Raw genomic sequence first — 24,904 nt, forward strand, 5'->3', positions numbered from 1 at the left:
GTACAACGCGATTTCGAGGTGTATGCCAAGGCGTTCGCGCGCGGATCCCACAGGCATAATTGGCCCGAAACAAACGTAGGAGCGGGTTTACCCGCGAAGCGCCGCGCGGGCGGCGCTCGATCTCACAGGCGCTGAAAATGTTGTGACGACCCCCTGGCGGCCTTGATGCGAGCCCATGACACACACCGACCAGATCTCAGGGCGCCTTCGCCCCTGATACCGGTGCAACAGCCGGCGCCGCTTGCTCAACCGGCTTTTCCACCGGCTTCTCAACCACCGCCACCCGATCCAGCTCGATATTCACCCGCCGATTACGCGCCCGGTTCGACGCACTGTTGTTCTTCGCCAGCGGATAACGCTCGCCATGGAAGCGCACAGTAATCTGCTCTTGCGGCACACCGTGAGCCTTGAAGTAATCGGCCACGGCCAATGCGCGACGGCGCGACAGGTCGCGGTTGGTCAGGCGGTTGCCACTGTTGTCGGAGTGGCCGTTGAGCTCGATATGGTTAACCGTGGGGTCGGCCTTCAGGTAGTCGAGAATCACCTCCAGCCGCGCCTTGGCTGCTGCATCCAGCTCGAAACCGCCCCCAGGGAAGCCCACTTGAGTCTGGCGCACCTGATCGTAGTTCATCGGCAACAGCTTGCCCGCACAGACCTGATAGTCATTGTAGGCCTTGGCGAAGCTGACCGGCAGCACACGCACCTCCATCGGCCTGCCCGCCTCACCGGTGTAGTTGCGCACGACTGTGCTACGCCCGTCGAGCAAACCGTTGATCAGCCGGCTGGCCTGCCCTTGGGAGGAGCTGAACAGCACACCGCTGCGGGCCATACGCACATGGCCCAGGTTGATATCGCCACGCCCAGGTTGCCATGGCGCTGCCGCGGCCAGCAGGCTGGCGGTGCCGGCACCCAGTACATTGCTGTCCGAACGCAGCTGGAACACCGGCTGCTCGCCTGCCCGGCGCACGAACGTACCGCTGCCGAAACCTTCGATCGGCTGGCTCAGACGGCACTCGAACTGGTCACCCTCGACCTTCCAGGCAATGTTCTCCATGCGCGTCTGGAAAGTCAGTGCGCCGGCCGGCAGGCTGGCGAACAGGGTCAACAGGGCTAGGTAACGCTGGCGCACGGGCGGCTCCACAATTTCTGACGGCTTACCAGCAGGCTATCGGACGCCGCGCGGAAAACTTGATAGCCGTGCTCGCCCCGGGGTTTTCCGGTAGGATTGGGGCTTGAGTTCGACCCGCCTGGAATCCCCAATGTCCGATCGCCTGACCCTCCTGCGCCCCGACGACTGGCACATCCATCTGCGCGATGGTGCCGTCCTGCCCCACACCGTTGGCGACGTGGCGCGTACCTTCGCCCGTGCCATCATCATGCCCAACCTGGTTCCGCCGGTGCGCAATGCCGCCGAGGCCGGCGCCTACCGTGAGCGCATTCTGGCTGCCCGCCCGGCCGGCAGCCGCTTCGAGCCGCTGATGGTGCTGTACCTCACCGACAACATCAGCCCCGAGGACGTCCGCGCGGCCAAGGCCAGCGGTTTCGTGTACGCCGCCAAGTTGTACCCGGCCGGTGCCACCACCAACTCCGATTCCGGCGTGACCAGCATCGACAACATCTTCCCGGCCCTGGAGGCACTGGCGGAAGTGGGCATGCCGCTGCTGGTGCATGGCGAAGTGACCCGCAGCGAGATCGACGTGTTCGACCGCGAGAAGCGCTTCATCGACGAGCACATGCGCCGTGTGGTCGAGCGCTTCCCGACGCTGAAAGTGGTGTTCGAACACATCACCACCAGCGACGCCGCGCAGTTCGTCACCGAGGCCCCGGCCAACGTGGGTGCGACCATCACCGCCCAGCACCTGCTGTACAACCGCAACCACATGCTGGTTGGCGGCATTCGCCCGCACTTCTACTGCCTGCCGATCCTCAAGCGCAACACGCACCAGGTGGCCTTGCTGGACGCCGCCACCAGCGGCAACCCGAAGTTCTTCCTCGGCACCGACTCGGCACCTCATGCCCGGCACGCCAAGGAAGCAGCCTGCGGTTGCGCGGGTTGCTACACCGCCTATGCGGCCATCGAGATGTACGCCGAAGCGTTCGAACAACGTAACGCGCTGGACAAGCTGGAAGGCTTCGCCAGCCTGCACGGCCCGGCCTTCTATGGCCTGCCGGCGAACACCGACACCATTACCCTGGTCCGCGAAGAATGGACCGCTCCGGAAAGCCTGCCATTTGGCGAGCAAACCGTAGTCCCGCTGCGCGCTGGCGAAAAACTGCGCTGGCGCCTGCTGGAGGCAAACGCGTGAGCGAAGACCTTTACGAAGACGACCTGGAAACCCAAGGCAGCAGCGGTCCTCGCCACCCGATGGCCGAACGCTTCCGCGGCTATCTGCCGGTCGTGGTGGATGTTGAAACCGGCGGTTTCAACAGCGCCACCGATGCATTGCTGGAGATTGCCGCTGTCACCATCGGCATGGACGAGAAAGGCTTCCTGTTCCCCGAACATACCTACTTCCACCGAGTGGAGCCGTTCGAGGGCGCCAACATCGAGCCGGCCGCGCTTGAGTTCACCGGGATCAAGCTGGACCACCCGCTGCGCATGGCGGTCAGCGAGGAAAGCGCGATGACCGACATCTTCCGCGGCGTGCGCAAGGCACTCAAGGCCAACGGCTGCAAGCGGGCGATTCTGGTCGGCCACAACAGCAGCTTCGACCTGGGCTTCCTCAATGCGGCAGTGGCGCGTAATGACCTGAAGCGCAACCCGTTCCACCCGTTCTCCAGCTTCGACACCGCCACCCTGGCGGGCCTGGCGTATGGCCAGACCGTGCTGGCGCGGGCCTGTCAGAGCGCCGACATCGACTTCGACGGGCGTGAGGCGCACTCGGCACGTTACGACACCGAGAAAACCGCTGAACTGTTCTGTGGCATCGTCAACCGCTGGAAAGAAATGGGCGGCTGGCGCGATTTCAACGATTGATCTGCCAAAAGCATTCGCGGGCACGCCCGCCCCCACAGGTTCACCTTTGCCTTCAGGCATGCAGAGAATCGGTGGGAGCGGGCGCGCCCGCGAAGAGGCCGGCACAGGAAGGCATAAAAAAACCGGCCACGAAGGCCGGTTTTTTCATGCGCACAGCAATTACAGCTTGCCAGCGTTCTCGCTCAGGTAGGCAGCAACGCCTTCAGGCGAAGCGTTCATGCCCTTGTCGCCTTTTTTCCAGTTGGCAGGGCAGACTTCGCCGTGCTCTTCGTGGAACTGCAGGGCGTCGACCAGACGCAGCAGCTCGTCCATGTTACGGCCCAGTGGCAGGTCGTTGACGATCTGCGAACGGACAACACCGTTGGTATCGATCAGGAAGGCACCACGGAAGGCCACGCCGCCTTCGGACTCGACGTCGTAGGCTTTGCAGATTTCGTGGGTCATGTCGGCAGCCAGGGTGTACTTCACCTGACCGATGCCGCCGTTGTTGACCGGGGTGTTACGCCAGGCGTTGTGGGTGAAGTGCGAGTCGATCGACACGCCGATCACTTCCACGTTGCGCGCCTGGAAGTCAGGGATGCGGTTGTCCAGGGCGATCAGCTCGGACGGGCAGACGAAGGTGAAGTCCAGCGGGTAGAAGAACACCAGGCCGTACTTGCCCTTGATGGCCGAGGCCAGGTTGAAGCTATCGACGATCTCGCCATTGCCCAGCACGGCCGGAACGGTGAAATCGGGGGCTTTCTTACCAACGAGTACGCTCATTGTAATCTCCTGATGAGGGTGAAAAACCGTTTGCCGGGCCAGACGGGCTTGCCCGACATCCAACAAAGGCCGACCATCATACACGGCTTCTCATGACAGGCCGACTCCGTCGACAAAGCGACCACCGGTCGCTCAAGCACAGCCCTCTCAGAAAGATCTTTGACAAGCATTCTCATTACCATTAAGCTCCAACCCATCGACCCAACCAGCGATGGTCAGCCCTTATGTATGTGTGTCTTTGTGTCGGCGTTACCGACGGACAGATCCGCGATGCGATCTATGAAGGATGCTGCAGTTACAAGGAAGTGCGAGCCGCCACCAATGTCGCCAGCCAGTGTGGGAAATGCGCCTGCGTGGCCAAGCAGGTGGTCCGCGAGACCCTGACCGAGCTTCAGGTCAGCCAGGCAGCCCTGCCCTACCCCGTCGAATTTACCGCTGCCTGAACCCAGAATTTCAAGAACCGGACCTGGTGTCCGCGTATTCCAAGCCCGAAACAGTCAAGAATTTGATACAAAACAAAGGCCTACAGCGATGTAGGCCTTTGTCGTTTCTGGCCGGGGTTACGTCGGGGTCACATCCGCCACCTGTCGGGTCGGTGGACAGAATACTGGCGAAACGGTAGCGTCTCGAGCTGCTGCGCTCATTGGGGACGCCAGCCAATCCGACGCAGAGGGACGGGATGAAAGAGATAGTCCGAAGGACACTGATCGTTTTTTGGCTGGCAGCCATTGCGGCACATATTTTCAATATGTTTGACAAAGGGATTTTCAACGACGACACATGGCAGATATCGGCACTGTTCATGGTGCCTATCTGGGCTCTCCAGTTCATATTGCTCGGTATCGCAAACCCGCTTGACCTCAGACGTAAAGGCTAGCAAAGCTTTGTTTTTGGGTAATGTTGTCCTGGCACAAAATAGCCCCTGCGTAGCCTTCCGATCCGGTGCGACGCGGTGGTATCGTTTGGCTCCTACTGCTGCGGCAGGTGCTTCAAATTTTCATGGAGATTCACATGAGCGTTGAGCAGAAAGTGTTAGAAATTCTCCTCAAAAATGGCAGCTTGGATGACGAGGACCCAAAGGTCCGAGGTATAGCCCAGCAGGCGGTCGACAAGGGTTACGATCAGCTGTCTGCCCTCCAACAAAAGGTGGTGCAACCTTTCCTGTCTCGCCCGTGCGACGGCGTGGAGAATCCGGGCGGATACCACAACGAGTGTGCAGTCACGCTTGAAGGGAAAGCATTGGTTGAAGCCTTGAGCAATGAGGCGTACTACGACGCCGCGCTGTGCCAAGACTGCGTTAACGAGGCCGAGCAATATGCCAACGAATGGGCACGTATTCAGGCTGAATGATGGGCCGCTGAGGTGATCACTGCCGTGGCGGTCCAGGCGTCACAGCCGGGGCAGGCCTAGGCGCCTGCCCTGGAGGCCCGTTGTGGCTGGATTGGGTGTGATCACTAATCAGGCTGGGCGTCGGCGTTGCCTGGATCGGGCGTCGGGTCAGTATCTGTGGATTCTTGCAGATATTTTATGTTTAGCGTTATTGTTTCGTCGTAACTAATTACAAGATAGTTACCATCTATAGGCTCGCTTATCATCATTTTGTCTTGAGTCGTATTGGCCTTGTCAAATTTTTCTAGCTCCCACCGAAATGCGCCACTTAAAATTAGCCTGTTCAGCTCTCCGTTATGTCTATCTACTATGTAATCGACCAGCACCCCATAATATAGGATTGGTTTGTCACCGACATTTACTATGGCTGAGATCGCTATGACGTCCGGCTTTTTCGTTAGGTCAGCACCTTGTAACAAGTAATACCAAGGGGCATCCATGCGAAGCCAGCTAAACCAATAATCTTTTCGATCTAGGCGGTACTTAATGATACTTTTGCGAAGAAGTGGAGGAACAGCCCAGCAGAAAAGATACAAGCTTAAAAAGTACGATGTAATTCTAATAACGTCTTTAGACACGGCGTCAAATGAAGACTCTTGATGCGTTGATGAGAGTAGTCTCATTAGTATTTTTATGTCGATCGTGGAATTAAGTAACCACCACGTTATTATTAGCCACAAAATATGCAGAACCACGGTCCAAAGGAAAGCTTGCCCTACAACTCTTCCAAATGGTGAGTAGTCGAAAGTCTCACGCTCCGCTCTTTTGAACTGTGCGCGAAAAATAAATCCTGGTGAGACTAGGAGGAATATTATAATCGCCGGCAGTGCGATTTCCATTTCCAGTCTTCTTTATTTGCTTGAGAAGGTGGATTTAGGTGCCTCTAATCCACCTTCTCAAGCTTTATTTTAAAGTTTTGTTTTTCACTGGCGCGCACTGTGATTGGTGGGATTTCAATAGGCTTATCTAAGGGCGCGTCATCTTGGGCAATAATGGCAGTCATAAACTCCCGAACGGCTTTAGGATCCGCCAGCATAAGCTTCGCATTTTCTGACAGTGGGACTTTCATGTCAGCCTCCTTTTTATGGGGGTACTATAGGTGCTCACCTGCACAGAGGCACTACCGTTGGTCGTTTGACTAGAGGCTACAGCAAGTCACGCCCGCGACGGCTCAATGCCCGGCACCGTTCACCGGGGGATGGCTGGCGCGATGACGGTCGGGCTGGGGCGTCGAACTGCTCGGCGGAACTGCCATAGTACGTTTCGAGGCTGCATTCGCGGGTCTCTCGGGTGAGGGCATTGTCGGCCCTTTCCTCGGATGTCAGATGTATCTCTTGCGCCCAGCGCTGGCGGTCTTGATCGAGGCCTTCGGGCTCTGGTGACGGGTTCGGCTGATCGGGCGCCCCCCAGCGGCAGGCAGCCTGGGGCGACATTTCGGGCTCGGGTGCCGGAGTCCGACCTGTGACTTCGATCAGCGCCGGTTCCAACGCCTGTTCGCCCTGTGCGTGAATGCCAGCGTTCAGCGCGAAGGCGACTCTCCGGGCTGCCTCCAATGGGTTGAGGTTGTTGAAATTGAACTGATTGTTCTGCTGCGCGAAGTCGGCGTCATCGCGCTGAGGCGCCGGGAATAGGCGGCTCAGATGCTGGATGAATTCCTTGGGGTTGGCCTTGGCGAACTTGAGCAGCCACTCGGCGCCGCCCAGCGATTCGTAGACGGCCAGCAGGTCGCCCGCCATCTGGCTCGTTACAAGTTGCCTCTCGCCCTTGTCGATTGACCGGCCTTTCACCCGGCCACTGCCTGGCACTTTGCCTTGTCCTGGCGGTCTGCCTCGCGTGGCCATGTTAGTCACCCCCAAGGGTCACGACCAAGGTGCGCAAATCGCCATTCTCGTCGTACTTGCAATGGGCGCGGGCTGGCGGTGCAGCCTCGGGTTTTGGCTGTTCAGATAACCACAGCGACAGCGCTAACTTGACGGCTAGGGCCTCTGAGACTGAATCGGTGCTGCTGAAAGTGACGGTCGCCATGGTCAGGCACCTCGGTTGATATCTGCCGGTGGCACAGCAGGCGGTAGCGGCGCGATGTCAGCTGGCACCATCCGAACAACTTGCCCGACTTCGTTTCGCTGGACGACGAATTCCATGGTACCAATTGAGATTCTATTGACCCGGCGCAGTTCGTCACGGTAGAGCTGACATTCCATGGCCTTGGGCGCCCGCGTCCGTGGTATCGGCGGCAGGTCTCTGTAGTCAGTGACGGGTTTGGGCTTGTTGAACTCAAGCTGGCGCCGCTGTTCTGCAAGGGCAGCCGCGACACGCTCTTCCACCATCCGCTCGATCACGGCTTCGATGGCGCCGCCAATGCCCGAAGTTTCCACAGGTGCCGGGGCCTGCTGCTGTTCTCGCCTTTCCACTTGCCTGGCGATCAAAGAAAGTTTGCTGTTCATGACTTACCTCAGCTACTCGCGACCGACAAGATGGGAGTGATCGGACTGTTAAAACCTGTGGAAGTAGTCAGCGATGTAACCCGGTGCCAGGTGATAGCAGAGCTGCCTGCGGTACTATGGTTGACGTTCACCAACAGGTCGCCAACCTTCATGCCGACACAGGATGCTGATGGTGAACCGAAGCCACAGCCGATGAAAAATCCCGCTGTCGACTCGATGGCAGCATGCGCGTGAGTGGATTCGTACAGGAAAACTTGTTTGCCATCCGTGAGTCCGAACGCAGCGGCGACACGGGCTGGGTTGGTAGATGAATATGCCATTTTATTTCTCCTGATCACGTATATCGTAAAGCGTACGCAGACGACCTTGCAGTTGTGGATCATTCATATAGGCGCGTCTGGTAGCTGGTGTGCGCATTAAGCTTTCGATCTGGTTTATTTCGGCTTGCACAGCCCCGCCTGATTTCGGAATATTGTGCGCTCCGGTAGCGGCATCAAACATAGAAATTATAAAATCCGCGGTATTCCTTAAGTGAACCCAGTCCACACCGTTCACATTCGTGAACTGGTCAAAATAAGCCTGATCTTTTGCGGGCAGGGAATCGAGATAGCGTTGCGCAATAGCGATGTTCTGTAAATAGGTGAATTCACCCCACCGCTGCTGGAGAGTCTGCATGGCATTAGCCAATGCCTGCTCATTGATCTTGATCACTTTGTTGTAATCAGAATCTGACAACTGAGCTAGCATCGCTTCAGTGGAGCGGGGTGCACTTCCGTGTGCCTGCCTTCCAACCTGGGTTTGCGTTGCGCCGAGCTTCTTGTTTGCCAGGGCCAGCCACTGGAGACTGGCGTCTAAGAACCGCTGGCGTTCTTGCAGCGTGCCGCTAAGGGTCTGTAGATGATTAGCAAAGGACTCGGCGAGCCAGTCACCAGTTTCGGTCGATGGCAGTTTAAAACTGTGATTCCGCCGTACTTTGGTTGGCGCCTTGGTGGCGTTGGCTGTGATAAACGCAATGGCCGCTTGAACTAAATGTGATGGATAGCCCAGCTTGGCGAAGTCTGCCATGTAGACGCCACCCAACTCACCGAGGATAGCGTTTATTTGCTGTGACGTAGTTCCAGGTGGGAGCGCAGCACCGAATAGAGTGGGGCCACTTAGACCTTGGTAATTGGCGATTTCCCGTGGCGTTAAAACATCGTCGCGACCCCAGGTATCCGGTGCTGGTGAAAGGGGCGCCAGCACAGGCTGGCCGGGGTCGTAGGGCTGAATATCACCGGGGGTGTAGAGGTCGATATCGTTACTCATGATTCGCACCCAAAGTCTCGAAGAAGTGCGTCAGCGCCTTCATCCCCTAAATAGCGCTTCACATCCCTGAAAGACTCCTCGGACATAAAAAGCCCTGCGCGGTGCATGATTAATTGGATCATGTGGTTCCTGCCGTGAAATCTCATGTTCGGTTCCGCGATAAGATTTTTAATCGCTTCGTCAATTTTATTTACGAACATCGATATAACCTCGATCAGCTGGTGGGCGTTGCCGGGGTGGCGATAGGTGGGCAATGGAAGTTTCATATCAGGCTTTCCTTCGTTGGATGGGTCTGCGCACGGGCGACCTGATTACGCATGGTCAGCCACGGGCGCATGCAATGTTTATGCAGCCACGAGTTATCCACCGGATTGCCGTGGATATCTTTTTCAGGGATCAGCTCGATATGTGCCAAGCGCTTCGCATCTTGTAGGCACCAGCGACATTGCGTGTTAGATGTTGGGAAATGTTCCAGCCGGTATTTCATCTGCTCAATGGACGAAGGCGCAGCAAGCGATACCAGCGACCAATCACCGGCGGTGTTTCGCCAGATGCCGATATCCCACCTTAATAGCAGCTCTTCGTGGGTTTCTGGTTTGCGCAGGTAGTTGGTCAGTAGTTCAATATCGGGCGCGGCGTCACCCATCGAGCCCGCGACATAGTTGGACATAGAATTTATGGGGCCGCGATAGGATATGAACTGAATAGCCACAGCTTGAACGTGCCGATTGATATTTTCAGTGTTCATGGTCGCAAGCTCGCGTGTTGCAGAAGTTGTTCAAGACAATCCTCCTGCGTCCTGGCGTTCTGGATAATTACGACCCCATCACTATTGCGAACAGCACTCCAGAGGGTCTCGGGGCCGGTGTACACCAAGCGATGGTTGGACGGTAGCCTCTCACCGACGGCGCACAACATCGCGGGCAGTTTGACGAAGGCCAACTGGAACACTTCGCAATATCCCATTCCAGATTGAAGTACGAGATACCGCGCCCAATACGTGCGCCCTGCGTCGATCAGGATAAGTTCATCGAACGGGTTGAACTGGTGAGCCACCACAGCGTAGAAGCTTGACTCGCTCAAGCGCTCAAGTGGAACACCTGCCGGGACGACAATGCGGAATTCGTTACCCGCTGATTCGCGCAGTCGAACATCTTTCGGTGCGAGGGTGATTATGGGCTGGCGGCGTTCGGTCGCAACATCGGATCTGGACACTTGCGGGTACTCCAACTGGTATGTGTTGGAATTATGTATAGCGCTGCGAAGTGCCGATGTTAATGCCGGGAGTGCAGATACCCTGTTTGTCTAACTATTAGAGTGACAGGGTTTTTAGATAGTTGTCGATATAGCGCCACCCGACCGCTGGGGCATCATCATTCATCACCCGCTTTAACCATTCCGCACGACTGCGCCGGGACCGATCCCACTTCACCACCACCTGCATATTGTCACCGACCACAGCGGCTACAGCGGCGCGCTTGCGCTCGACCTTCGTCGTGCCAGCGTGGCGGCCGCGTGCCTGCATGGCCGCGATCTTGTCGGGGTCAGCCACAGTTGGGGGCGCAGCGAGGTGGGCGGCGCGCAGGCGCTGCAATTCGTTCAGGTCGGCGCGCAGCTGTGGCTGCCACTGGCTTGGCACCGAACAGTCCAGGGCGCGCTGGTAGGGAGCACTGGATTCATATGTCGTGCTGGTCATAACCATTTGCCCCCTTGATCACCCTTATGCCATTGAAGACTTTGTGGCCGCGTGGCCGCCAGGGCGTTTCGCGGTATTCAGGGCAGGCAGTGTCGAGCAGCGTTACCAGTCTCGTCGTTTTCATCAGTCGAATCCTCCAATCATGCCCCCAGCAGGCCGCCCCGTGCGCCTCTGGCGTATTTCTGGTCTATTTCGCCCATACCCACAGGGATATTGCCTGCGCTTCACAGCTGGGCTCTTTTTGGTCTTTCTGGGGCTTGGCCGGCTTCCCGAAACCCCATGCTTTGTTCGCTTCCCGTGACCCTTTCGTAACCCCAAAACGGTGTATCCGCTCTAGCATGGTGCTTTCACTGGTAAAAACAGCGGATCAATGATCCGTTTTGAGTATTTTTGGCTGGCCGATTTGCAGGGCCGGCAGGTGGCCGGACCTGGAATTTCTCACCCGCAACTGCGCGATGTGGCAACGGGACAGGCGTCCCACGAACTCACTGTAGGAACCATGCGGCTCAGCATGATCGACGCACCAGGCGCACCAGTTCGCAAAAACATCATCGTCGAAGCTGGTTTGAGATTTATAGAACTCAAGCATCAGATGATCTTTCATTCTCCCAGGCCTCATAGTTTGCGGGTTACAGCCTTCCACTAAAGATGCTGGCCGTTTTCTAATCCTGTATGCCACCCATACAAATTCGTTAGAGCAAACTTTGTTTGCGCACTAAACGAATTAGCATTTCCACCAGAGTCTCGCCGGGGCGCTGGGCGGCCCTGATAGCATCAGCGTCTTCGCTGCTCGCCCAAAGCGTGAAAACAGTCCAACCCTCAGCCCTTCGGCGAGCGCGCAGCGTACGCATCCGGGCTGCCATTGCCGTCTTTGGTTTCGGCGCGGCCAACACCCACCCCATAGAGAGCAGTCGCTCAATCTCCACCGGGCTGGCAATCGTCCTGGCTTGCGATGGGTGGACCAGCATCTTGGGTTTCATTTCACGACCCTCCACAGGGCAAAATCATACTGTCTTACTTTTTTTCCAAAATCTCTCTACACCGGCCTAAAAGTGGCTTTTTTGGCTTAAAACAGCGTTAAAACCCGTTAAAAGGCTCATTTACATGGATAGATATATTTTTTTTAAGACAGTATGTAGAGAGCCCGGTGTAGAGCGGCTCAAACTGTCCTAAAGGGTCGGTGTACAGTACGGACAGTGTGAGCCCATTTTTTAGGACAGTAAGACAGTATCCGTGGACAGTGTGAGCCTTCATTCTTGTCCCCCCCTGTACAGCTCGACCCACGTCGTCGTGGTGCCGTTTCGACTCTCGTTATCCTCCTCATGGAGCACCACGGTGCCGCTAGCTTCCATGGTGTCGATCACCTTGTCGGCTTCCCACTTGTAGATATTTGCGGCCTTGTACAGATCGCGCAGGGTCATCCTGCCGCCTGCCTTTTCCAGAATCCGCTGGAGTTTCTTGGCCAGCTTCTCGAATTGGCTTCCCGCGATCTTGGCGCTTACCTGGTAGTGAGTGTTCTCGATGCTCCACTCCATGAACGCCCGCGCCTGCTCGAAGTCGGCCATCGTTACCGCCATGCGCCCGTCACCCACCGCCAGGATGGTGGCGATCTTGCTGGTGTTCAGGATAAAGCGGCCGTAAAGCGCGCCACGTTCGCTTTCCTTGCCCCGCTGGTGGAGCACTGGCCCCAAAGCTTTCACCGCCTCTTTCACCTCGGGGGCGAACTCGACGCGGCGACCAAAGTTGGGCATGTCGCCGATCAGGTCGTGCATCCGTCCTTGCTGCCAGAATGTGTTGAGCCGGTCTTTCAAAGCTTTGGGCAGTTCATAGCTCGGGTCATCGTTTTCGCTGTACGGCGCATCATCCGGCAGGCTGACAAAGATGATTCGATTTAACGTGCCGTCCTCCAGATGCTTGGGCTGTATAACGTCCCATATCTTCCCGGTCGTGCCACCGATGATCTGTACAAAAGGATTTTCCACAGCCGGTAATGAGTTCTTGCTGTCGGCGTAAACCTTGGGCGGCAACCGGGAATTGTTATAGGTGTCCAGTATCATCTTCATCAGCTTGCCGCCGTTCGCATCGCCCCGGCTCAAGCATTCGATGGTGTGTGCCACTTCATCGGCGCGAATCAAGGCGTTAGGGTTGGCCACCAGCTGGCGGCGCAAGGCAACATCCGAGGCCGGAAAGTCCAGCACGCAATCTTTGGCGTCGGTCATGGAAAGCAACTTTATTCCAGAATCGAATGCCTCGTTTTTACCGTCGCCGGTGTCGCCCACCAAAACGATGAACAAATTGACTTTGGATTCGCGGCTGAAACTACAGTACGGGCCGATCAGGCAGGACATGACCACTAATGCGGTCGCGTAGGCGTATTCCTCTCTCGGCGCATATGACGCCCCCATGATCCACTTACCAATCTCGCCCACCAGACCGGGCGCCTCGTAGTAGAGTTTCTTCGGGAACGGCGGCGGGCCATAATCCATAGTTGCCTCGTTGGGCGTTTCAATGGCCCATTTTTTGTTGAACGAAACAAGCTTTTCGCGCTTGCCTTTTTTGGATAGTGGATAGGCGGTGTTTATTTCTTTTTTGGCGAATTTAAGCGCCTTGTCTTCATTGTTACTGCGGTGACTGAGCAGATACGCCCACAGGTTTGGCTCATGTACCAGCGTGGCAAATACGTCTTCATTGGATAAGTTTCTGTCCAGCAGACGGATGATAAGACCTTGCATGGTCTTGGACTTATCACCCTTGAACGTGCCGTCGACCAGTTGTTTCTGGTCATCGGTGAGCCGGACGCGGGTCAAGTCGGCAGGCTTGCCCGCCGTGTCCGGTGCTATGGACGGCTCGACCTTTTCCACATAGGGTTTCATGCCCCACGAGACGATGGTTTTTAAATCCGCCGACGTGAGTTGTTTAAACTCAAGTATCTGGATAGCGTTGAAGGTGACGGTCAGAAAGCGTGGAGCCGTGCCGATATAGATTTCAGCGTGGTCGCAATGGGGCGGCTTGGGGTTGGTGGAGTCTTGATATTTTTTGCACCATTCAGTAGGCGCCCACGCAAAAGCGCGCACGCCTTTTTTAGATGGCGACCACTCAGTGTACGTTTCAAACGGGATGGTGAATTCTTCATCCACATCATCGAAGTCGAAGCCGACCAGCGTGAGCCCGTCGACCTCGATACCACCAGTCATGACAAGGCCTACACCGGACAGGCCGAACCCCTCCTTGGCAGTCTTGATCGCACCCAGCAGTGGGCGCCAGTCCATTGGGTCAGCGGTGGATAAGCCATGGCGCCCGTTGTCTGGCACCTTGTCATGCTTACCGCGCTTTGGATTGAAGACCAGTTTAAATGGCACCCAGCGCTTGAGCGGACTGATATGGTCGAACACATCGTCAATGGTCATGAGTAACTATCCCCTGATGTTGCCAAGTAACACCAGTGGGTTTATATTGAAAATACCACTTGGTGCTGTCGATTGATCCCCGGCGTTCCCGGTGTACTTTTTCAAAGTTGCTCTCACTTGAACCGGCCTGCCCCACTCCAGGTCGGTTTTTCTTTATTCGTCAGCCAGTCGCGCGGCTTCTCAAGCCCGCACAGTTTGACTTTCAATGTACGCATCCAAGTCTTTCTTCAGGTAATAAACCTTTGTCCCCATTTTAATGTACGCGGGCGCCGGTGAAACTTTCGTGCAACGCCAGATGTTCAGCGTGCCGGGTTTAAGACCCAGGTATTCGGCGGCCTGTTCGGTATTGAATTTCTCGTTCATCGGAAACCTCGCGACAGCGAATGACTGACTACAAAATCAGACTACATCCGGCACTACTGGATATCAAATGGACGGACCTTCAAGTTCTGTAGCGTTAAAATACAAGCGTGATACAAGGCCCTCTACAACCCCTTGAAAATTCTAAGCCCCGCTTTCCGTTAACCGGCTTTTACCATTTGTCGGGATAATAAAAAGGCCCTTCACAGAGGGCCTTTTAGATTTAACTCAATTTAACTGATATCGGGATAACATTATCGGCGGCCGTGGCTTCTATATGGTCAGCGACCTTTTGCCAGCCTTCGCGCATCTGCGCTTCGAGAATTTTTATATAGTGTTTATCGTCTGTATCGTTTTTCTTCCCACGATTCATTATTCGTTTGTAGACGTTGACACTAACCAGCTCGCTGGCAATCGACGTGAACGTGGCGCGCAGGTTTTTAGGTGTGAAGGTTAAACCGGTAGTGGCCGACAGTTCGTGGGCCAGCTGGTGCGCTTCGACGTTGGTGATCGGAAACAAGCGCTCGGTCGGTGCTCTGCCCTCAACTTGCCGTTGCACGATTTCCAGCCCCTGCCGTGACAGCAACAGCGTGTGATCGGTGCGGGTCTTGGTATCGCGCAGTAGTACCTTCCCGGCTGCCATGTTGCAGTCAGCGACCGGCACGCACAGCGGCTCGCCAGGGCGGCAGCCGGTCAACAGCAGGAACCGCAGGTAGTCGCCCGTGGGCGTCTGCACGGCGCCCAACGCCCTCCAGAACGCCCCAAGGTTCTCCAGCAGCGCCTCCACCGGTGCATCCTCGCTGGCCTGCGTCTTTGGGGTCATGATCCGCTCGGCCTTTGGCGTCCCCTTATCGAACGGGCCGTTCTTGACCTTGACGCCATAGAAGTTCAGCACCGCCCGCAAAACCTGCATCGCATAGGTCGCCTGGCGTTCGCCGCGCTGCGCCTTGTTTTCATCGTTCACGGCCTTTATCTCGTAGGCGGCGATGGCGCGAATCGGCTTGTTGGCCAGCTTGCGCAGCAGCCCGCCCTTGGTCGCCTTGCCCTTCGCGGTTTGCCGCGACGGCTGGATCATGCCCAAGTAGTCGGACCTGGTGCGCGCCTTGAGGTGCATGCCGTTATCCTCGCGGGTCTGTTCTTCTATATAGCGGGTCATGGCTTCAGCCAGGGTCATACCCTGCACCCGAGCTTCGCGCTTGGTTTCGCTTGGGCTTACCCCGGCGGCTAGCTGGGCGATGATCGCTTTAGCTTTCCGACGCGCCTGGTCAATCGAGACCTCGGGAAACTTGCCGATTGTGACGCGCTCAGGCTTTCCACCCGCGACCCGTTTGAAAACGCTGAAGGTCTTGACGCCGGTGCTGGTGACGCGCACCTCCAACCCGGAAACCGACTGCGATCCACCAAAATCATGATAAACGGCACGCTCCCCAGGCGCGGGAAGCGGCAGGCCATTTAGCGCTACTTGAGTGAAATTCACGTTGCTGCTCATCGTGGGCCTCTACGGGTTACGCTCGGGTTACGCAGCAGGTGTAACCCGGATAATTTCAGCGTAGCCCCATAGAGCCGCTGAAGCCCCGAAAACACTAGACCGTAAAGGAGTATGAAACCGCATGAATCTAGGCGAAAAAGCATGGCCTCGGACCTGGTGTCCGGTTTTTTTATGCCTGAAATTCAATAAGTTAGCGGTGCAACGCGGTTCACAAACATTCTTATTCCTATTAATTTTCACTTAGTATTCAAGAACTTAGGTTTGACACACCTAAGTATCGGGCTCAAACTTCAGTGGATTGACACACTTCTACAGGGCAGGAACCCGACATGAAAGGCGACGTAAGCGTCATCCAGCATCTCAACAAGATCCTCGGAAACGAGCTGGTCGCGATCAACCAGTACTTCCTGCACGCACGCATGTACGAAGATTGGGGGCTGAACAAACTCGGCAAGCACGAGTACAAAGAATCCATCGATGAAATGAAGCACGCTGACAAACTGATCAAGCGTATTTTGTTCCTCGAAGGTATTCCTAACGTTCAGGACCTGGGCAAACTGTTGATCGGCGAGCACACCAAGGAAATGCTTGAGTGCGATCTGAAGATCGAACAGCAAGGCCTGGTCGACCTGAAGGCAGCCATCGCCCATTGTGAAACCGCTGGCGACTTCGGCTCCCGTGACGTGCTCGAAGATATCCTCGAGTCCGAGGAAGAACACATCGACTGGCTGGAAACCCAACTGGGTCTGATCGACAAGATCGGTATCGAGAACTACCTGCAGTCACAGATGGGCGAAGAATAAATATTCGCCCCATGAAAAAACCCGCGATCAGCGGGTTTTTTCATGCTTGCCGGAAGATCAGGCTTCAGAAGCCTTGGCCTTGGCAGCCGCTTCCTTGATCAGGGTTTGCAGCTCACCGTTCTCGAACATTTCCAGCATGATGTCGCTGCCGCCAACCAGCTCACCGGCTACCCACAATTGCGGGAAGGTCGGCCAGTTGGCGTATTTTGGCAGGTTGGCGCGAATTTCCGGGTTCTGCAGGATGTCGACGTAGGCGAACTTTTCGCCACAACCCATCACGGCCTGCGATGCACGCGCAGAGAAGCCGCATTGCGGGGCATTCGGCGAGCCTTTCATGTAAAGCAGAATGGTGTTGTTGGCAATCTGCTCTTTGATCGTTTCGATGATATCCATGTAGCACCTCGGCTGAACTATCCGACACAGTCGTCGGCACGGTGTCGCATTGTAACGGAAAGCCGAGCGCCGTGCTCGGCCTTGCCGTTCCTCAAGCGGCCTCGACCTGCACAGGTACGCCATTGAGCGCAGCGTTTCCGGATACCTGGTCCCGAAAGCGCTCATCGGTCAGGTCATTGGCACTCACGCCAGGTTGCGCCTGCGCGATTTGCATGCGCACACCCTGACGACCATGACCAAAGCCATGGGGCAAGCTGACCACACCGGGCATCATGTCCTCGCAGGCCTGCACCTCGACCTCCAGTGAGCCAGTACGTGAACGGATGCGCACGCGCTGGCCATCCTGCAGTTGCCGCTGCTGCAAGTCTTGCGGGTGCATCAACAACTGATGCCGTGGCTTGCCTTTCACCAGGCGATGGAAGTTGTGCATCCACGAGTTGTTGCTGCGCACATGGCGGCGCCCGATCAGCAGCAGTTCGCCCGGCGCCGGGGGCGTCATTTGCGCCAGGCGGTGCAGGTCGTCGAGCAAAACCTGCGGGGCTGCTTCGACAGCCTTGCTGGCAGTCGCCAGCCGCCCAGCGAGGTTGCTGCGTAACGCCCCCAGGTCAAGCCCGTGCGGGTGATCGTCCAGTGTTGCCAGGGAAAGCTGCCAACGCGTTGCTTCACCGTAGCGCCCTTTGCGCAGGGCTTGATCAATCATCTGCGCAGGCGACCAGGTCGGCTTCAACTCCAACTCGGCACGCTTGGCAAACGCCTGCGCCAGACCGACGAAAATCTCCCAGTCATGCAGTGCCCCCTCCGGCTTGGCCAGGATCGCCCGGTTGAAGCGCGTGACGTTGCGCACCGCCAGCAGGTTGAAGGTGCTGTCGTAATGATCGTTTTCCAGCGCGGTGGTAGAGGGCAGGATCAGGTCGGCATGGCGGGTGGTTTCGTTGATGTAGAGATCGATACTGAGCATGAACTCCAACCCCTCCAGCGCCGCATCCAGCTGGCGACCGTTAGGTGTGGACAACACAGGGTTGCCGGCGACTGTCACCAGGGCGCGCACCTGCCCTTCGCCCGGTGTTTGCATTTCCTCCGCCAGGGCCGCCACAGGCAGCTCGCCGCCGTACTCGGGCAAGCCCGACACACGGCTCTGCCAGGCATTGAAATGGCCACCCGAGGTGGTTGCCACCAAGTCGACGGCAGGCTCCGTGCACAACGCGCCGCCACTGCGATCGAGGTTGCCGGTCACCAGGTTCACAAGTTGCACCAGCCAATGGCAGAGAGTGCCAAATGCTTGGGTCGAGACGCCCATGCGGCCGTAGCACACGGCCTGCCCGGCAGCAGCGAAGTCGCGTGCCAGCTGGCGGATGTCCGCTGCAGCAATACCACATTGGGCGCTCATGGCCTCGGCACTGAACGGCGCAATGGCCTCGCGCACCTGCTGCAGGCCGCTGACCGGCAAGTGTGAGCCCCGAGCCAGGCCTTCTTCGAACAATGTGTTGAGCAAGCCGCACAACAGGGCTGCATCCCCACCGGGGCGAATGAACAAGTGGCGGTCAGCCATTGCCGCCGTTTCGCTACGCCGAGGGTCAACCACCACCAGGCGCCCACCACGCGCCCGCAGGGCCTTCAGGCGCTTCTCCACGTCCGGAACGGTCATGATGCTGCCATTGGAGGCCAGCGGGTTGCCGCCAAGAATCAGCATGAACCCGGTGTGGTCGATGTCCGGAATCGGCAGCAGCAGCCCATGCCCATACATCAAGTGGCTGACCAGGTGTTGGGGCAACTGGTCCACTGAAGTGGCAGAGAAACGGTTACGGGTCTTGAGCAGGCCCAGAAAGTAGTTGCTGTGGGTCATCAAGCCGTAATTGTGCACACTCGGATTGCCTTGGTAGACCGCCACGGCATTGCGCCCATGGGCCTGCTGGACCGCCCACAGTTTTTCGGCAGCCAGTGCGAAGGCCTCATCCCAGCCAATGGCGTGCCAATGCTCGCCTACTCGCTTGTGTGGCTGACGCAGGCGATCCGGGTCGTTCTGAATGTCCTGCAACGCCACGGCCTTGGGACAGACATGGCCACGGCTGAACGGGTCAAGTGGGTCGCCCTTGATCGAGCTGATCAGGGCCCGCCCGTCCTGCTCATGGCTGACTTCGATGCTGAGCCCGCAGATTGCTTCGCACAGGTGACAGGCACGGTGATGCAGGGTCTTGGTCATGGCCGCCTCTGCCTTGTTGTTGTCGAACAGTGACTATGCGCCCGCCCCCTGCCTGCGGCCAGTGCGCTTCGCCGTGTGAATCCACCGACATCAGGCGCACGATTTACGACAGCCATTTGCCAAATTGCCGGCAAGCCGTGTACAACCTTGTGTAGCAAATAAAGAACAGCACGGGCCAACGGGCAAAGACACCCTTTGCAACACCCTTTGCGATCAGGCCGCTTTTCCCCCCTTGGCTTCAGGCGACATTTACTTATAGTATTGCGCCTTTCCCTATTTCGTCCGCCCCGTGCGGCTTACGCCGCAGGTCACTCCCGTTGTCAAAAAAACCATACGGTCGACCTGCATACCGTTGCAGATAAGGTAGTCAATCATGAACGCTAGGCACTTTCTCTCCCTGCTGGACTTCACCTCCGACGAATTGCTCGGGGTGATCCGCCGCGGCATCGAGCTGAAGGACCTGCGTAAGCGAGGCGTGCTGTTCGAACCGCTGAAGAACCGTGTACTGGGCATGATCTTCGAGAAGTCCTCGACCCGTACCCGTGTGTCCTTCGAGGCCGGCATGATCCAGCTCGGCGGCCAGGCCATCTTCCTGTCGCCTCGCGACACACAGCTGGGCCGCGGCGAGCCGATTGGTGACAGCGCCATCGTGCTGTCGAGCATGGTTGATGTGGTGATGATCCGTACCCACGCCCACAGCACCCTGACCGAGTTCGCCGCCAAGTCGCGCGTGCCAGTGATCAACGGCCTGTCCGACGAATCGCACCCGTGCCAACTGCTGGCCGACATGCAGACCTTTGTTGAACACCGCGGCTCGATTCAAGGCAAGACCGTGACCTGGATCGGCGATGGCTTCAACATGTGCAACTCCTACATCGAAGCCGCCAGGCAGTTCGATTTCAAGTTGCGCATCGCTTGCCCCGAAGGCTATGAGCCGGATCAACGTTTCATGGCACTGGGCGGTGACCGCGTGCAGATCATCCGTGATGCCAGGGAAGCCGTGCGTGATGCACACCTGGTGGTCACCGATGTCTGGACTTCCATGGGTCAGGAGGAGGAAACTGCACGGCGCCTGGCGCATTTCGCGCCTTACCAGGTCACCCGCGAACTGCTCGACCTGGCGGCACCCGATGTCCTCTTCATGCACTGCCTGCCCGCCCACCGTGGCGAGGAAATCAGCCAGGACCTGCTCGACGACCCACGTTCGGTCGCCTGGGACGAGGCTGAAAACCGCCTGCATGCACAGAAGGCGCTTCTCGAATTCCTTGTAGAACCGGCTTACCACCACGCATGAGTCAACCCCTACTGCTCAACCTGCGCAACCTCGCCTGCGGCTATGGCGACCAGCGCATCGTCCAGAACCTCAACCTGCACCTGAACGCAGGCGACATCGGTTGCCTGCTGGGTTCATCCGGTTGTGGCAAGACCACCACCCTGCGCGCCATCGCCGGTTTCGAACCGGTGCACGAAGGTGAAATCCACTTGGCCGGCGAGGTCATTTCCCGGGCTGGCTTCACCCTGGCTCCGGAAAAGCGCCGCATCGGCATGGTATTTCAGGACTACGCGCTGTTCCCGCACCTGACCGTTGCGCAGAACATTGCCTTTGGTATCGCCAAACACCCACGCCAGGCCGCCGTCATCGAAGAGATGCTGGAACTGGTCAAACTCGGCGGGCTGGGTGGGCGTTACCCCCATGAGCTGTCTGGCGGCCAGCAGCAACGTGTCGCCCTGGCCCGGGCGCTGGCACCCGAGCCGCAACTGCTGCTGCTTGACGAGCCGTTCTCCAACCTCGACGTGGAACTGCGCCGGCGCCTGAGCCATGAGGTTCGCGACATTCTCAAAAGCCGCGGTACCAGCGCCATTCTGGTCACCCATGACCAGGAAGAGGCCTTTGCCGTCAGCGACCAGGTTGGCGTCTTCAAGGAAGGTCGTCTGGAACAGTGGGACACGCCCTACAACCTTTACCACGAACCGCAGACGCCATTCGTGGCGAGTTTCATCGGCCAGGGATACTTCATCCGTGGGCAAATGAGCAGCCACGAGGCGGTCAATACCGAAGTGGGTGAACTGCGTGGTAACCGCGCCTACATCATGGCGCCGGGCAGCTCGGTGGATGTACTGCTGCGCCCGGATGATATCGTGCATGCGCCAGGCAGCGCGCTACTGGCGAACATCATTGGCAAGAGCTTCCTCGGCGCATCGACGCTCTATCGCTTGCAGTTGCCCACCGGTAGCCAGCTGGAAGCGATCTTCCCTAGCCACAACGACCACGAGGTCGGTGAGAACGTGGAGATTGCAGTGAAGGCCGATCACCTCGTGCTATTCCCTGTACCGGGTAGCGTTGCGGCACAGTTGCCACGCCAGGAGAATGGCGTGCGTCGTTACAGTTCGGCGACTTGACTTCAGCGCCATGGGGCCGCTTGGCGGCCCCATGCTCTCAGCCTCGACCGATCCCGGCAAACGTGCCCTGCGTATGCTCCGCCAGCACCGCCGCTGCCAACTCCACTTCCAGGCCACGCCTACCGGCGCTGACATGGATAGTTGCAAAACTCTGCGCCGAGTCATCGATAAAGGTTCGCAGGCGCTTCTTCTGCCCCAGCGGGCTGATGCCACCCACCAGGTAACCGGTCGCCCGCTGCGCCGCCGCCGGGTCGGCCATCTCGCACTTCTTCACCCCGGCAGCATGGGCCAGCGCCTTCAGGTCCAAGGTACCCACCACAGGCACAACCGCTACCAGCAATTCCCCTTTCTCGCTGCTTGCCAGCAACGTCTTGAACACCTGCTGCGGGTCGAGCCCGAGCTTTTCCGCCGCCTCCAGGCCATACGACGCCGATTTCGGGTCATGTTCATAGCTGTGCACGCGATGCTCGGCACGGTGCTTCTTCAACAGGTCTAGGGCGGGGGTCATGCAAGGGCTCCAGTCAGGGATGACTCGGCGGCTACTTTAGGACAATTCCTACATCCCAGCCAGCGGACAGCAATAGCGCACCTCTAGTACGAGGATCCGCAGCTGATTCTAGCGGCCATATCGTGACTGATCGTTCACTTTCGACCTTTGACATCAGCGTTTCTTGTCTATATTTTTTCGTTTCTGAATAAGCGATGCACATTTAAGGTGCATTTCCTACATCACCCGGGGTCAACGGGGATAGACACCGGGTTTTGCTGTCGAGCGCCACGCGCCTCACAACAAAAAAAACGAGGTCATACATGACGACTGCTCTGCGCCAACCCACACTGTCCAGCCAATGCCTGGCCGAATTTCTCGGCACCGCCCTGCTCATCTTCTTCGGTACCGGCTGCGTCGCCGCCCTCAAGGTCGCGGGCGCCAGCTTCGGGCTTTGGGAAATCAGCATCATATGGGGCGTGGGCGTCAGCATGGCCATCTACCTCACCGCCGGTATTTCCGGTGCGCACCTGAACCCAGCCGTGAGTATCGCCCTCACACTGTTCGCAGGGTTCGACAAGCGCAAGCTGCCCTTCTACATGCTGGCCCAGGTATGCGGCGCATTCTGTGGCGCCGCACTGGTCTACACGCTGTACAGCAACCTGTTCTTCGATTTCGAACAAGCCCACGCCATGCTGCGCGGTAGCGAAGGCAGCCTGGAGCTGGCCTCGGTGTTCTCCACCTACCCGCACCCGTCGCTGTCCACCAGCCAGGCATTTCTGGTCGAAGTGGTGATAACTGCCATCCTGATGGCCGTGATCATGGCCTTGACCGACGACAACAACGGCCTGCCGCGCGGCGCCATGGCCCCGCTGCTGATCGGCCTGCTGATTGCGGTGATTGGCAGCGCCATGGGCCCATTGACGGGGTTTGCGATGAACCCGGCCCGCGATTTCGGGCCAAAACTCATGACATTCCTGGCCGGTTGGGGCGAAATCGCCTTCACTGGCGGGCGGGATATTCCTTATTTCCTGGTTCCGGTATTTGCACCGATCCTGGGCGCCTGTCTGGGTGCAGCTGGCTATCGCGGCCTTATTGCACGCAACCTGCCATTAGCGCCCGCCGCGATCCCTGAGACAAATGACATTCGCCAGGGCGATACTCAAGCCAATTGATGCTGCCACCACGCACAGCCCTGACCCTCTATTCTTGCAAGGCCTACGACCATGACAGACACCCAGGATAAGAACTACATCATCGCCCTGGACCAGGGCACCACCAGTTCGCGGGCGATCATTTTCGACCGTGACGCCAATGTTGTGGGTACCTCCCAGCGCGAGTTCGCACAGCATTACCCGCAGGCGGGCTGGGTCGAGCATGACCCGATGGAGATTTTCGCCACACAAAGCGCGACCATGGTCGAGGCTCTGGCCCAGGCAGGTATCAGCCACGCCCAGGTCGCCGCGCTGGGTATTACCAACCAGCGCGAAACCACTGTGGTGTGGGACAAGGAAACAGGGCGCCCGGTGTACAACGCCATTGTCTGGCAGTGCCGCCGCAGCACCGAGATCTGTGCCCAGCTCAAGCGTGACGGCCATGAAGACTACATTCGTGAAACCACCGGCCTGGTCACCGACCCGTATTTCTCCGGCACCAAGCTGAAGTGGATCCTCGACAATGTCGACGGCGCCCGTGAACGCGCCGAGCGTGGCGAACTGCTGTTCGGCACCATCGACACCTGGCTGATCTGGAAATTTACCGGCGGCAAGGTGCATGTCACCGACTACACCAACGCCTCGCGCACGCTGATGTTCAACATCCACAGCCTGCAGTGGGACGACAAGCTGCTGGAAATCCTGGGCATCCCGCGGCAAATGCTGCCTGAGGTGCGCCCCTCTTCGGAAGTGTACGGCCACACCAAGAGCGGCATTGCCATTGCCGGTATCGCCGGCGACCAGCAATCGGCACTGTTCGGCCAGATGTGCGTGGAGCCGGGCCAGGCCAAGAATACCTACGGCACCGGCTGCTTCCTGTTGATGAACACGGGCGACCAGGCGGTGAAGTCATCCCACGGCCTGCTCACTACCATTGCCTGCGGCCCGCGTGGTGAGGTGGCCTATGCACTGGAAGGCGCGGTATTCAATGGTGGCTCTACCGTGCAATGGCTGCGTGACGAACTGAAGATCGTCAACGATGCCCTGGATACCGAGTACTTCGCCAGCAAGGTCAAGGACAGCAACGGCGTGTATCTGGTGCCAGCCTTTACCGGCCTGGGTGCCCCGTACTGGGACCCGTATGCCCGTGGTGCGCTGTTCGGCCTGACACGTGGCGTGAAGGTGGACCACATCATCCGCGCCGCACTGGAGTCCATCGCCTATCAGACCCGCGATGTCCTCGACGCCATGCAGCAGGACTGCGGCCAGCGCTTGTCCGAGCTGCGCGTGGACGGCGGTGCAGTGGCCAACAATTTCCTCATGCAGTTCCAGGCCGACATCCTCGGCACCTGCGTGGAGCGGCCACAGATGCGCGAAACCACGGCACTGGGCGCCGCCTATCTGGCAGGCCTGGCCTGTGGCTTCTGGAGCGGCCTGGACGAGCTGCGCGACAAGGCGATCATCGAGCGCGAGTTCAGCCCGCAGCTGGATGAAACGCAGAAAGAAAAGCTGTATGCCGGCTGGAAGAAGGCAGTCGAGCGTACCCGTGACTGGGAAGATCACGAGGCATAATACCTGTTGGGGCCGCCATGCGGCCCCAAACGTCCACTGGCCGTCATCCCTTTCCTACGGCATCAT

The 24,904-nt window shown here is 58.0% G+C and carries 30 protein-coding genes; 9 read left to right on the forward strand and 21 right to left on the reverse strand.

Annotated features, from left to right (window positions below; genetic code table 11):
• Positions 1–196: 196 nt before the first annotated feature.
• Positions 197–1,129 carry an OmpA family protein gene (locus tag ACF8EF_RS20665; protein ID WP_176683650.1) on the reverse strand — a complete coding sequence of 311 codons (933 nt, stop codon included), beginning with the start codon at positions 1,127–1,129 and terminating at the stop codon, positions 197–199.
• 130 nt (positions 1,130–1,259) lie between these two features.
• On the opposite strand from ACF8EF_RS20665, the gene pyrC reads away from it, so the two are divergent.
• The gene (gene pyrC, locus ACF8EF_RS20670; RefSeq protein WP_176683651.1) at positions 1,260–2,306 is read left to right on the forward strand and encodes a dihydroorotase; all 1,047 of its coding nucleotides are present in this window, start codon (positions 1,260–1,262) and stop codon (positions 2,304–2,306) included.
• A 59-nt stretch (positions 2,307–2,365) separates the two neighbouring features.
• On the forward strand, positions 2,366–2,977 hold the full coding sequence (rnt, locus tag ACF8EF_RS20675; RefSeq protein ID WP_010952252.1) for a ribonuclease T: 612 nt from the start codon (positions 2,366–2,368) through the stop codon (positions 2,975–2,977).
• A 159-nt stretch (positions 2,978–3,136) separates the two neighbouring features.
• On the opposite strand, the gene ACF8EF_RS20680 is transcribed toward rnt, so the two are convergent.
• A complete protein-coding gene (locus ACF8EF_RS20680; protein WP_003254945.1) occupies positions 3,137–3,739 on the reverse strand; it encodes a peroxiredoxin in 603 nt (200 codons plus the stop codon).
• A 224-nt stretch (positions 3,740–3,963) separates the two neighbouring features.
• Here ACF8EF_RS20680 and ACF8EF_RS20685 point away from each other — a divergent pair, with 224 nt between their 5' ends.
• Positions 3,964–4,182 carry a bacterioferritin-associated ferredoxin gene (locus ACF8EF_RS20685; RefSeq protein WP_003254947.1) on the forward strand — a complete coding sequence of 73 codons (219 nt, stop codon included), beginning with the start codon at positions 3,964–3,966 and terminating at the stop codon, positions 4,180–4,182.
• A 568-nt stretch (positions 4,183–4,750) separates the two neighbouring features.
• Positions 4,751–5,089: a hypothetical protein gene (locus ACF8EF_RS20690; protein WP_392529309.1), complete on the forward strand. Its 339-nt coding sequence runs from the start codon at positions 4,751–4,753 to the stop codon at positions 5,087–5,089.
• A 104-nt stretch (positions 5,090–5,193) separates the two neighbouring features.
• Here ACF8EF_RS20690 and ACF8EF_RS20695 read toward each other — a convergent pair whose 3' ends face one another.
• The 16 genes from ACF8EF_RS20695 to ACF8EF_RS20770 form a co-directional block, all read right to left on the reverse strand.
• Positions 5,194–5,967: a hypothetical protein gene (locus ACF8EF_RS20695; RefSeq protein ID WP_392529311.1), complete on the reverse strand. Its 774-nt coding sequence runs from the start codon at positions 5,965–5,967 to the stop codon at positions 5,194–5,196.
• A 44-nt stretch (positions 5,968–6,011) separates the two neighbouring features.
• The gene (locus tag ACF8EF_RS20700; protein WP_279840285.1) at positions 6,012–6,197 is read right to left on the reverse strand and encodes a hypothetical protein; all 186 of its coding nucleotides are present in this window, start codon (positions 6,195–6,197) and stop codon (positions 6,012–6,014) included.
• A 76-nt stretch (positions 6,198–6,273) separates the two neighbouring features.
• Complete coding sequence (locus ACF8EF_RS20705) at positions 6,274–6,864, reverse strand: hypothetical protein (protein WP_392529313.1); 591 nt, start codon at positions 6,862–6,864, stop codon at positions 6,274–6,276.
• A 291-nt stretch (positions 6,865–7,155) separates the two neighbouring features.
• Entirely contained in the window at positions 7,156–7,572 is a 417-nt protein-coding gene (locus ACF8EF_RS20710; RefSeq protein ID WP_392529315.1) for a hypothetical protein, read from the reverse strand.
• An 8-nt stretch (positions 7,573–7,580) separates the two neighbouring features.
• Entirely contained in the window at positions 7,581–7,892 is a 312-nt protein-coding gene (locus ACF8EF_RS20715; protein WP_392529317.1) for a hypothetical protein, read from the reverse strand.
• Position 7,893: 1 nt separating this feature from the next.
• Complete coding sequence (locus ACF8EF_RS20720) at positions 7,894–8,877, reverse strand: hypothetical protein (protein WP_392529319.1); 984 nt, start codon at positions 8,875–8,877, stop codon at positions 7,894–7,896.
• A complete protein-coding gene (locus ACF8EF_RS20725) occupies positions 8,874–9,143 on the reverse strand; it encodes a hypothetical protein (RefSeq protein WP_392529321.1) in 270 nt (89 codons plus the stop codon). Before ACF8EF_RS20725 ends, ACF8EF_RS20720 begins: the two co-directional genes overlap by 4 nt.
• Entirely contained in the window at positions 9,140–9,625 is a 486-nt protein-coding gene (locus tag ACF8EF_RS20730) for a hypothetical protein (protein ID WP_392529322.1), read from the reverse strand. The genes ACF8EF_RS20725 and ACF8EF_RS20730 overlap by 4 nt, the downstream gene beginning before the upstream one ends.
• Entirely contained in the window at positions 9,622–10,092 is a 471-nt protein-coding gene (locus ACF8EF_RS20735) for a hypothetical protein (RefSeq protein ID WP_392529323.1), read from the reverse strand. Before ACF8EF_RS20735 ends, ACF8EF_RS20730 begins: the two co-directional genes overlap by 4 nt.
• A 97-nt stretch (positions 10,093–10,189) precedes the next feature.
• Positions 10,190–10,573 (reverse strand): hypothetical protein, encoded by a 384-nt coding sequence (locus ACF8EF_RS20740; protein ID WP_392529325.1) that lies wholly within the window; start codon positions 10,571–10,573, stop codon positions 10,190–10,192.
• Complete coding sequence (locus ACF8EF_RS20745) at positions 10,554–10,697, reverse strand: hypothetical protein (RefSeq protein ID WP_392529327.1); 144 nt, start codon at positions 10,695–10,697, stop codon at positions 10,554–10,556. The genes ACF8EF_RS20740 and ACF8EF_RS20745 overlap by 20 nt, the downstream gene beginning before the upstream one ends.
• Before the next feature lie 243 nt (positions 10,698–10,940).
• A complete protein-coding gene (locus ACF8EF_RS20750; protein ID WP_392529329.1) occupies positions 10,941–11,177 on the reverse strand; it encodes a hypothetical protein in 237 nt (78 codons plus the stop codon).
• Positions 11,178–11,265: 88 nt separating this feature from the next.
• Positions 11,266–11,553, reverse strand: coding sequence for a hypothetical protein (locus ACF8EF_RS20755; RefSeq protein WP_392529331.1), 288 nt, complete (start codon positions 11,551–11,553; stop codon positions 11,266–11,268).
• Between the two features lie 270 nt (positions 11,554–11,823).
• A complete protein-coding gene (locus ACF8EF_RS20760) occupies positions 11,824–13,980 on the reverse strand; it encodes a hypothetical protein (protein ID WP_392529333.1) in 2,157 nt (718 codons plus the stop codon).
• 180 nt (positions 13,981–14,160) lie between these two features.
• Positions 14,161–14,343 (reverse strand): helix-turn-helix domain-containing protein, encoded by a 183-nt coding sequence (locus tag ACF8EF_RS20765; RefSeq protein ID WP_279840305.1) that lies wholly within the window; start codon positions 14,341–14,343, stop codon positions 14,161–14,163.
• Between the two features lie 220 nt (positions 14,344–14,563).
• Positions 14,564–15,829, reverse strand: coding sequence for a tyrosine-type recombinase/integrase (locus ACF8EF_RS20770; RefSeq protein WP_392529335.1), 1,266 nt, complete (start codon positions 15,827–15,829; stop codon positions 14,564–14,566).
• Positions 15,830–16,158: 329 nt separating this feature from the next.
• On the opposite strand from ACF8EF_RS20770, the gene bfr reads away from it, so the two are divergent.
• Positions 16,159–16,632 (forward strand): bacterioferritin, encoded by a 474-nt coding sequence (gene bfr / locus ACF8EF_RS20775; protein ID WP_003254948.1) that lies wholly within the window; start codon positions 16,159–16,161, stop codon positions 16,630–16,632.
• Between the two features lie 57 nt (positions 16,633–16,689).
• Here bfr and grxD read toward each other — a convergent pair whose 3' ends face one another.
• Both grxD and ACF8EF_RS20785 read right to left on the reverse strand, forming a co-directional pair.
• Positions 16,690–17,025 (reverse strand): Grx4 family monothiol glutaredoxin, encoded by a 336-nt coding sequence (gene grxD, locus ACF8EF_RS20780; protein WP_021781969.1) that lies wholly within the window; start codon positions 17,023–17,025, stop codon positions 16,690–16,692.
• A 91-nt stretch (positions 17,026–17,116) separates the two neighbouring features.
• Positions 17,117–19,225 (reverse strand): molybdopterin-dependent oxidoreductase, encoded by a 2,109-nt coding sequence (locus ACF8EF_RS20785; protein WP_176683652.1) that lies wholly within the window; start codon positions 19,223–19,225, stop codon positions 17,117–17,119.
• Between the two features lie 373 nt (positions 19,226–19,598).
• On the opposite strand from ACF8EF_RS20785, the gene argF reads away from it, so the two are divergent.
• Positions 19,599–20,519, forward strand: a complete 921-nt coding sequence (argF, locus tag ACF8EF_RS20790; RefSeq protein ID WP_176683653.1) for an ornithine carbamoyltransferase — start codon at positions 19,599–19,601, stop codon at positions 20,517–20,519.
• Positions 20,516–21,625 carry an ABC transporter ATP-binding protein gene (locus ACF8EF_RS20795; RefSeq protein WP_209967717.1) on the forward strand — a complete coding sequence of 370 codons (1,110 nt, stop codon included), beginning with the start codon at positions 20,516–20,518 and terminating at the stop codon, positions 21,623–21,625. Before argF ends, ACF8EF_RS20795 begins: the two co-directional genes overlap by 4 nt.
• 37 nt (positions 21,626–21,662) lie before the next feature.
• Here the strand turns inward: ACF8EF_RS20795 and ybaK are convergent, their stop codons facing one another.
• Entirely contained in the window at positions 21,663–22,133 is a 471-nt protein-coding gene (ybaK, locus tag ACF8EF_RS20800; RefSeq protein WP_176683655.1) for a Cys-tRNA(Pro) deacylase, read from the reverse strand.
• Positions 22,134–22,435: 302 nt separating this feature from the next.
• Between ybaK and ACF8EF_RS20805 the strand changes: the two genes are divergently transcribed.
• A complete protein-coding gene (locus tag ACF8EF_RS20805; RefSeq protein WP_176683656.1) occupies positions 22,436–23,287 on the forward strand; it encodes an MIP/aquaporin family protein in 852 nt (283 codons plus the stop codon).
• A 51-nt stretch (positions 23,288–23,338) separates the two neighbouring features.
• The gene (gene glpK, locus ACF8EF_RS20810) at positions 23,339–24,838 is read left to right on the forward strand and encodes a glycerol kinase GlpK (RefSeq protein ID WP_060495345.1); all 1,500 of its coding nucleotides are present in this window, start codon (positions 23,339–23,341) and stop codon (positions 24,836–24,838) included.
• The last annotated feature ends 66 nt before the right edge of the window (positions 24,839–24,904 follow it).

It is taken from the genome of Pseudomonas sp. zjy_15, assembly GCF_043101865.1.
In the GTDB taxonomy this organism is placed as follows: Bacteria; Pseudomonadota; Gammaproteobacteria; order Pseudomonadales; family Pseudomonadaceae; genus Aquipseudomonas; species Aquipseudomonas putida_Y.